The organism is Rathayibacter sp. AY2B3, assembly GCF_002931755.1.
Classification (GTDB): domain Bacteria; phylum Actinomycetota; class Actinomycetes; order Actinomycetales; family Microbacteriaceae; genus Rathayibacter.
The window spans coordinates 80,797-88,385 of the sequence record NZ_PSUG01000009.1; the positions used below are offsets into that span (position 1 = coordinate 80,797).

Genomic DNA, 7,589 nt, shown 5'->3' on the forward strand with positions numbered 1-7,589 from the left:
TGCGCTCCCGCGCGGCCTCCGACGAGTGTACCGGCGCCCCGCTCCCCGGCCGCCGCGCCCCGCCGCACGGGGCCGCGGCTCTAGCGCCGAGCTCGCGGGTGCGCGGACGTGTACACGTCCCGGAGCGTGTCCGCCGTCACCAGCGTGTAGATCTGCGTCGTCGCCACCGAGGCGTGACCGAGGAGCTCCTGCACCACTCGGACGTCGGCGCCGCCCGCGAGCAGGTGGGTCGCGAAGGAGTGCCGGAAGGTGTGCGGCGAGATCTCCCGGTCCAGGCCGGCCTTCTCGGCGACGGCGCGGATGACCAGCCAGGCGCTCTGCCGCGACAGTCGGCTCCCGCGGACCCCCAGGAAGAGCGCCGGAGTCGCGCGCCCCCTCCGCGAGAGCTCCGGCCGCGCGCGCACGAGGTACTCGTCCACCGCCTCGCGGGCGAAGCGGCCGAGCGGCACCATCCGCTGCTTCGACCCCTTGCCCGTCAGCCGCACCACCTCGGCGTCGACCATGTCGTCGACGTTCAGGTCGACCGCTTCCGAGATGCGCGCGCCCGTCGCGTAGAGCAGCTCCAGCAGCGCCCGGTCCCGCAGGTCCGCGAGCTCCTCGCCGCGCGCCGCGTCGAGCAGCGCCGCCATCTGCTCCACCGTGACCGCCTTCGGCAGCGTCATCGGGATCTTCGGCGGCACCACGTCCCGGGCCGCATCGTCCGCGACGACCCCCTCCTCGAGGGCGAAGCGGTGCAGCCCTCGGACGCTCGAGAGGATCCGTGCACGCGAGCTCGCCGCGAGCGGCCGCTCCGGGCGTGCGGCCAGCCAGGAGGAGAACTCCCCCACATCGACTCGCCCGAGCTGTGCCAGGTCGGCGCTTCCGCGCTCCTCGAGCCAGCCGAGGTAGAGCTCCAGGTCGCGCCGGTACGCCGCGAGCGTGTGAGCCGAGAGCCCGCGCTCCACGCTCGCCTGCCGGAGGTACGCCTCGGCGCAGGCGCGAGGGCTCACCCCCGGGGGTGGCGGACCCGCGGGTGACGCGTCCACGGCGAGGACGCGTCGCCCAGCCCGTCCCAGTCGCGCGAGCGGAACGCGTGCGCCGCGAGCACCGCGATCGTCAGCGAGGGGTTCTGCACCCGGCGGGCGAGGACCGCCTCGACCGCCTCGTCCAGCGGAACCCACCGCAGCTCCATGTCGGCCTCCTCGGCCTCGCGGTCGAAGGCGGAGCCGGTGGACGAGAGCCCGCGGGCCAGGTAGATCCGGATGACCTCGTCGCTGCCGCCCGGCGAGGTCGCGAACTCCGAGAGCAGGTCCCAGCGCTCGGCCTGCAGGTCCGTCTCCTCGCCCAGCTCCCGCTGAGCGGCGACCAGAGGATCCTCGCCCTCCACGTCGAGCAGGCCGGCGGGGATCTCCCACTCGCGGGTGCGGACCGGGTGCCGGTACTGCTTGATCAGGGCGACGCGGTCCTCGTCGTCGAGCGCCAGCACCGCGACGGCTCCCGTGTGATCGAGGAACTCCCGGCGCAGCTCGCCGCCTCCGTAGCGGAACGTCTCGGCGCGGACGCCCCAGACCATCCCGTCGAAGACGCGCTCACTGGTCAGGACCTCCGGCTCGACGAGCTCGTCGGACAGCGGCTCACTCATCGGCGCCCGCCTCCGACGCCGGGAAGAGGCGCGACGCCTCCTGGCGCTCGAGGGCGGCGGTCACGAGGCCGCGGAAGAGCGGGTGCGCGGCGTTCGGGCGCGAGCGGAGCTCCGGGTGCGCCTGCGTGCCCACGTAGTAGGGGTGCTTCTCGCGGGGCAGCTCGACGTACTCCACGAGGTGGCCGTCGGGCGAGAGGCCCGAGAACCAGAGCCCCGCCTCGGCGATCCGGTCGCGGTAGCGGTTGTTGACCTCGTAGCGGTGGCGGTGGCGCTCGGCCGCCTCCGGAGCGCCGTACACCTCGGCGACGATCGAGCCCTCGGCGAGCTCGGCCGTGTAGAGGCCGAGGCGCATCGTGCCGCCCATGTCCCCGGACGCGAGGATCTCGACCTGCTCGGCCATCGTCGCGATGACGGGGAACTCCGTCTCCGGGTCGAACTCCGACGACGAGGCCCCCTCGAGGCCGGCCTCGTTGCGGGCGTACTCGATGACCATGCACTGCAGGCCGAGGCAGAGCCCGAGCGTCGGGATCCCGTTCTCCCGCGCGAAGCGCAGCGCGCCGAGCTTGCCCTCGATGCCGCGGATCCCGAAGCCGCCGGGGACGCAGATGCCGTCGAGCTCCGAGAGCGCCTTGGCCGCCGCCTCCGGGTCCTCGAGGCCGTCGGAGGCGATCCAGCGGATCGCGACCTTCGTCTGCTGCGCGAATCCGCCGGCCCGCAGAGCCTCCGTCACCGAGAGGTAGGCGTCGGGCAGGTCGATGTACTTCCCGACCAGGCCGATGGTGACCTCGTGCTTGGGCTCGTGAACGGCCTCGAGCAGTCGCGACCATCCGTCCCAGACGACCTCGCCGGCCGGAAGCCCCAGCTGGTCGATGATGTAGGCGTCGAGGCCCTGCTCGTTGAGCATCTGCGGGATCTCGTAGATCGATGCGACGTCCTTGGCGTTGACCACGGCCTGCTCGTCGACGTCGCACATCAGCGCGATCTTGCGCTTGTTCGACTCCGACACGGGCCGGTCGCTGCGCAGCACCAGAGCGTCCGGCTGGATGCCGATCGAGCGCAGCGCCGCGACGGAGTGCTGGGTGGGCTTGGTCTTCTGCTCGCCGGAGGCGCCCATGAAGGGCACGAGCGAGACGTGCACGAAGAAGACGTTGCGGCGGCCGAGCTCGTGGCGGACCTGCCGGGCCGACTCGATGAACGGCTGGCTCTCGATGTCGCCGACGGTGCCGCCGATCTCGGTGATGATGACGTCCGGCTGCGGGTCGTCCTCCGACTGGAGGCGCATACGGCGCTTGATCTCGTCCGTGATGTGCGGGATGACCTGGACCGTGTCGCCGAGGTACTCGCCGGCGCGCTCGCGAGCGATGACCCGCGAGTAGATCTGACCGGTCGTGACGTTCGCGGCCTGGTTGAGGTTGATGTCGAGGAAGCGCTCGTAGTGGCCGATGTCGAGGTCGGTCTCGGCCCCGTCGTCGGTCACGAAGACCTCGCCGTGCTGGAACGGGTTCATCGTCCCCGGATCCACGTTGAGGTACGGATCGAGCTTCTGCATGACGACGCGCAGCCCGCGCGCGGTCAGCAGGTTGCCCAGGCTCGCGGCCGTGAGGCCCTTGCCGAGCGAGGAGACGACACCGCCGGTGACGAAGATGTGCTTCGTGATCTTCGAGGGGGCGTCCTGCCCGGCCGTCGAAGCGTTCCGGGTCGAGGACCCGGAGGAGCCCTCGGGATCCGAGGGAGAAGAAGAGGAAAGGCCCGCGTTCGTAAAGTCCACCACGGGGTTCCACCGTAACAGCAGAACGGCGGCGGCGGACCGCCCGGGACGGATCGATGTCGTCCCGGGCCGCTCGTGATCAGCCCCGCCGGCTCGATTCGAGGAGCTCCCGTGCGTGAGCGAGAGCGTTGGCGGAGTCGGTGAGCCCCGAGAGCAGGCGCGCCATCTCGGACACCCGCTCCTCGGAGTCGAGCTGCGTCACGGCGCTCGAGGTCACCGCGCCGTCCGAGCCCTTCTCGACGCGGAGGTGGTTCGTCGCGAACGCGGCGACCTGCGCGAGGTGGGTCACGACGATCACCTGAGACGTCTCGGCGAGCCGCGCGAGGCGCCGGCCGATCTCGATCGCCGCTGCTCCGCCGACCCCCGCGTCGACCTCGTCGAAGACGAACGTCGGCACGGGATCGTTGGCGGCGACCACGACCTCGATCGCGAGCATCACCCGCGAGAGCTCGCCGCCCGAGGCGCCGCGGGCGAGGGGCCGGGGTGCGGCCCCGGTGTGCGGCTGGAGCAGCATCTCGACGGAGTCGCGCCCGTGGGCGCTCGGCTCCCCCGCAGCCGTCACCTTCACGTGCAGGCGCGCGTCGGCCATGGCCAGCGCGGTGAGCTCGTCGCTGACCCGCTCCCCCAGCTCGGCGGCCGCCGCGGTCCGCAGCTCGGTCAGGCGGGTCGCGAGGCGGTCGACGAGGTCCGCATCGGCCGCGGTGTCGGCCTCGAGCGCCGCGATCCGCTCGTCGTCGCCGTCGAGCTCGAGAAGGCGCAGTCCGGAGGAGTCGACCAGGTCGAGCACGTCGTCCAGCGTCGGTCCGTAGGTGCGGGCCAGCAGCGACAGCTCCGCCCGCCGGTTCTCGATCAGCTCCAGGTCGTGCGCGCCGTCGAGGTCGAGCTCCGCCAGGTACGAGGAGAGCCCGCCGGCGGCGTCGACGAGGAGCACCGCCGCCTCGCCGAGCGTCTGGACCGTCGGCTGCAGCGCGGCGTCGTGCTCGGCCGCCCGCTCCAGCACGCGACGCGCCGTCTCGAGGAGCCCGAGCGCGTCCCGCCCGTCCAGCTCCTCGGACGAGATCGCCTCACGGGCCTCGCCGGCGGCGAGCCGCAGCTGCTCGATGCTCCCGAGCCGGGCGGACTGCGCCGCGAGCTCGACGTCCTCACCGCGCTGGGGAGCGACCACCTCGATCTCGGCGAGAGCGGAGCGGAGCCGTTCGGCCTCGCGGGCGCGCGTCTCCCGGGCCTCGGTGAGGGAGTCGAGCTCCTCCCGGTTGGCCCGCCACCGCTCGAAGGCGCTCGCGTAGTCGCGGAGGGCGTCGGCGAGATCGGAGCCACCGAAACGGTCGAGCGCCTCGCGCTGCGCGGCGGCGGAACGGAGGCGGATCTGGTCGGACTGCCCGTGCACGACGACGAGCTGATCCGCGAGCTCGCTCAGCACGCTGACCGGTGCGCTCCGGCCGCCGACGACGGCGCGGCCGCGTCCCTCCGCCGAGACCGAGCGGGCGAGCAGCAGCTCCGGGCCGTCGAGATCTCCGCCTGCGTCGTGGACGCGCTCGGCGACCGGGCCCTCCTCGGGGACCAGCCAGCGCCCCGACACCCAGGCCTGCTTCGCTCCCGAGCGCACCGCGGACGCGTCCGAGCGCGCACCCAGCACGAGGCCGAGCGCCGTGACCACCATCGTCTTGCCGGCGCCGGTCTCGCCGGTCACAGCGGTGAAGCCCGGTCCGAGCGGGAGCGTCGCCTCGGCGATCACTCCGAGGTCGCGGATCTGCAGCTCTTCGAGCATCGGGCCTTACTCCGTCTCCGCCGACCCCCGCCATCCGCGGATGGGGAGACCGAACTTGTGCACGAGTCGATCGGTGAAGGGTGCGTCGTGCAGGCGCGCGAAGCGCACGGGCACGGGCGAGCGCCGGTAGACGACGCGCGCTCCCGGCGGCAGCTCGTAGGCGCGCCGGCCGTCGGCCCAGAGGACGCCGACGCCGTCGGTCCTCTCCTTGACCTCGACGGCGAGGCTCGACGAAGGGCCCACGACGAGGGGCCGCGCGAAGAGCGCGTGGGCGCTGAGCGGGACGAGGAGCATCGCCTCGACGGTCGGCCACACGACGGGGCCGCCCCCGGAGAAGGCGTACGCGGTGGAGCCCGTCGGAGTGGACACGACGATGCCGTCGCAGCCGAAGCTCGACAGCGGACGTCCGTCGACACCGACCATGACCTCGAGCATGCGCTCGCGGCTGCCCTTCTCGACGGTGGCCTCGTTGAGGGCCCAGGTCTCGTAGACGACGGCCTCGTCGATCTTCACGCGCACCTGCAGGGTCATCCGCTCCTCGACCGCGTAGTCGCCGTCGAGCGCACGCGCGACGGCGTCGTCGAGATCGTCCCGCTCGCTCTCGGCGAGGAACCCGACGTGACCGAGGTTCACGCCGAGCAGCGGGGCCGTCCCGGATCGGACGATCTCCGCCGCCCGGAGGATGGTCCCGTCCCCGCCGAGCACGAACACCAGCTCGATGGACTCGAGCGGCACGTCGGACCCGAGCACGGCGACATCGCTCAGACCAGGAGCGACCGCGACGATGTCGCCCTTGTCGTCGGCGCAGAGGACAGGGTGGGCACCGGAGTTCCGGAGGCGCTCGACGACGAGGACCGCCGCATCGAGGGAGTCCGTCCGTCCGGTATGGGCGACGACGAGGATGTTGCGCTCGTCTCGAGGGGACTGCATCGAGGGTGTGTCCTTCTGGTCAATCGACAGCGGCGGACACGATCGCGTCATCCGGTGGTGAGCGCGGTGACCGCGTCCCTCCATTCTGTCGGAATCGTTCCGTGGTCGCGGTGGAGGTGCGCCAGATACTCGCGATTCCCAGCGCCACCCGGGAGTGGCGACTCGGCCAGCCCGACGACGCCGAGCCCCAGGTCCCACGCCGACCAGAGGACGTCCGAGAGCGCCTCGCGACGCAGCTCCGGATCCCGGACGATCCCCTCCCGCACTCCCAGGCGGCCGACTTCGAACTGCGGCTTCACCAGCACCACGAAGTCGGCGAGCGGATCCACGGAGGCGGCGACCGGCGGCAGCACCATCCGCAGGGAGATGAAGGAGACGTCGGACACGACCAGGTCCGGGACGATCTCCGTCTTGGCCGCCTCGGCGAGCCGGGCGGCGGTGAGGTCCCGCGCGTTGAACCCCTCCACCACGTGAACGCGATCGTCGGACCGGATCCTCGGGGCGAGCTGAGCGTGCCCGACGTCGAGCGCGATCACCGACGCGGCGCCGCGCTCGAGCAGGACCTGCGAGAACCCGCCCGTCGACGCACCGACGTCGAGAGCGTTCCGGCCCGCGACTCGCACCGTCACGAAGGTGTCGAGGGCAGCGAGCAGCTTGTGGGCCGCCCGGCTGACGTAGTGGTCGAGTCCGGCGACGGCGATGTCCTGATCGTCGTGCACTCGGATCGAGGGCTTCAGCGCAGGGGCGCCGTCCACTGTCACCAGCCCGTCGGCGATCATCCGAGCCGCATGGGTGCGGGAGCGGGCGATTCCCCGCGCGGCCAGAGCCGAGTCGAGACGGGAGTCGTCGGTCATCGGTCGTGATCCGCGTTCTCGAGGCGGATGCGCAACCGCTCCTGCAGCTGGAGGTACCCGGCTCCCCTCTCGCTCAGCGGTGTCTGCTCGATCCAGAGAAGCTCGTCGGACAGACCTGTCTCCTCCGTAACGCTGGAATCGCCGCTCGAGCGGCTCGGTCGGGTCTCCGGCCTCGGGTCGTCCTGACGCATCGCTGCTCCTCGTTCCGGAGTCGGGCGACGACGGTCATCGTCGCTTCGGCCGGCCTTGGTCCTTCTCGAACCCTGGTCCTCTTCGAGGAGAGACCGACCGGTTAAACAGCGATGGCCACCCATCTCTGGGTGGCCATCGTGAATGGTGTCCGGCGGTGTCCTACTCTCCCACAGGGTCCCCCCTGCAGTACCATCGGCGCTGAGAGTCTTAGCTTCCGGGTTCGGAATGTGACCGGGCGTTTCCCTCTCGCTATGGCCGCCGTAACCCTGGCGACACACGCACCCGAAGGCACATGGTCAAATCTGGGTTACACGCCGTGCGTGTATTCAATTGTTCCGCTCCTCCCGAAGGAGGATGCGGGGTGCCCGTCTTCTGGGAACCACAAAGTGGACGCAAGCAATCTCTGACCACTCCTACCAGCCTTTACAACGGTATGAGTGTAGTGATTATCAAGTT

General features: G+C 71.5%; 6 protein-coding genes and 1 rRNA gene. All 7 read right to left on the reverse strand.

From position 1 onward, the window contains the following. Nucleotides 1-80 precede the first annotated feature (80 nt). Nucleotides 81-989 carry a site-specific tyrosine recombinase XerD gene (gene xerD, locus C5C24_RS04765; protein WP_104304429.1) on the reverse strand — a complete coding sequence of 303 codons (909 nt, stop codon included), beginning with the start codon at nt 987-989 and terminating at the stop codon, nt 81-83. After that, entirely contained in the window at nt 986-1,621 is a 636-nt protein-coding gene (locus C5C24_RS04770; RefSeq protein WP_104233392.1) for an NUDIX hydrolase, read from the reverse strand. The genes xerD and C5C24_RS04770 overlap by 4 nt, the downstream gene beginning before the upstream one ends. Then, nucleotides 1,614-3,278, reverse strand: a complete 1,665-nt coding sequence (locus C5C24_RS04775; RefSeq protein ID WP_104222604.1) for a CTP synthase — start codon at nt 3,276-3,278, stop codon at nt 1,614-1,616. Before C5C24_RS04775 ends, C5C24_RS04770 begins: the two co-directional genes overlap by 8 nt. Before the next feature lie 190 nt (nt 3,279-3,468). Beyond that, nucleotides 3,469-5,157 carry a DNA repair protein RecN gene (recN, locus tag C5C24_RS04780; protein WP_104277616.1) on the reverse strand — a complete coding sequence of 563 codons (1,689 nt, stop codon included), beginning with the start codon at nt 5,155-5,157 and terminating at the stop codon, nt 3,469-3,471. 6 nt (nt 5,158-5,163) lie between these two features. After that, on the reverse strand, nt 5,164-6,087 hold the full coding sequence (locus tag C5C24_RS04785) for an NAD kinase (RefSeq protein ID WP_104225425.1): 924 nt from the start codon (nt 6,085-6,087) through the stop codon (nt 5,164-5,166). A 47-nt stretch (nt 6,088-6,134) separates the two neighbouring features. Beyond that, nucleotides 6,135-6,941: a TlyA family RNA methyltransferase gene (locus tag C5C24_RS04790; RefSeq protein ID WP_104304430.1), complete on the reverse strand. Its 807-nt coding sequence runs from the start codon at nt 6,939-6,941 to the stop codon at nt 6,135-6,137. A 338-nt stretch (nt 6,942-7,279) separates the two neighbouring features. Beyond that, nucleotides 7,280-7,396, reverse strand: a 5S ribosomal RNA gene (gene rrf, locus C5C24_RS04800). Nucleotides 7,397-7,589: the final 193 nt, after the last annotated feature.

Excerpts from the sequence above, each read along its gene's own strand:
- C5C24_RS04770 (WP_104233392.1), bottom strand. The coding sequence starts at position 1,621 with ATGAGTGAGCCGCTGTCCGACGAGCTCGTCGAGCCGGAGGTCCTGACC.
- recN (WP_104277616.1), bottom strand. The coding sequence starts at position 5,157 with ATGCTCGAAGAGCTGCAGATCCGCGACCTCGGAGTGATCGCCGAGGCG.
- C5C24_RS04785 (WP_104225425.1), bottom strand. The coding sequence starts at position 6,087 with ATGCAGTCCCCTCGAGACGAGCGCAACATCCTCGTCGTCGCCCATACC.
- C5C24_RS04790 (WP_104304430.1), bottom strand. The coding sequence starts at position 6,941 with ATGACCGACGACTCCCGTCTCGACTCGGCTCTGGCCGCGCGGGGAATC.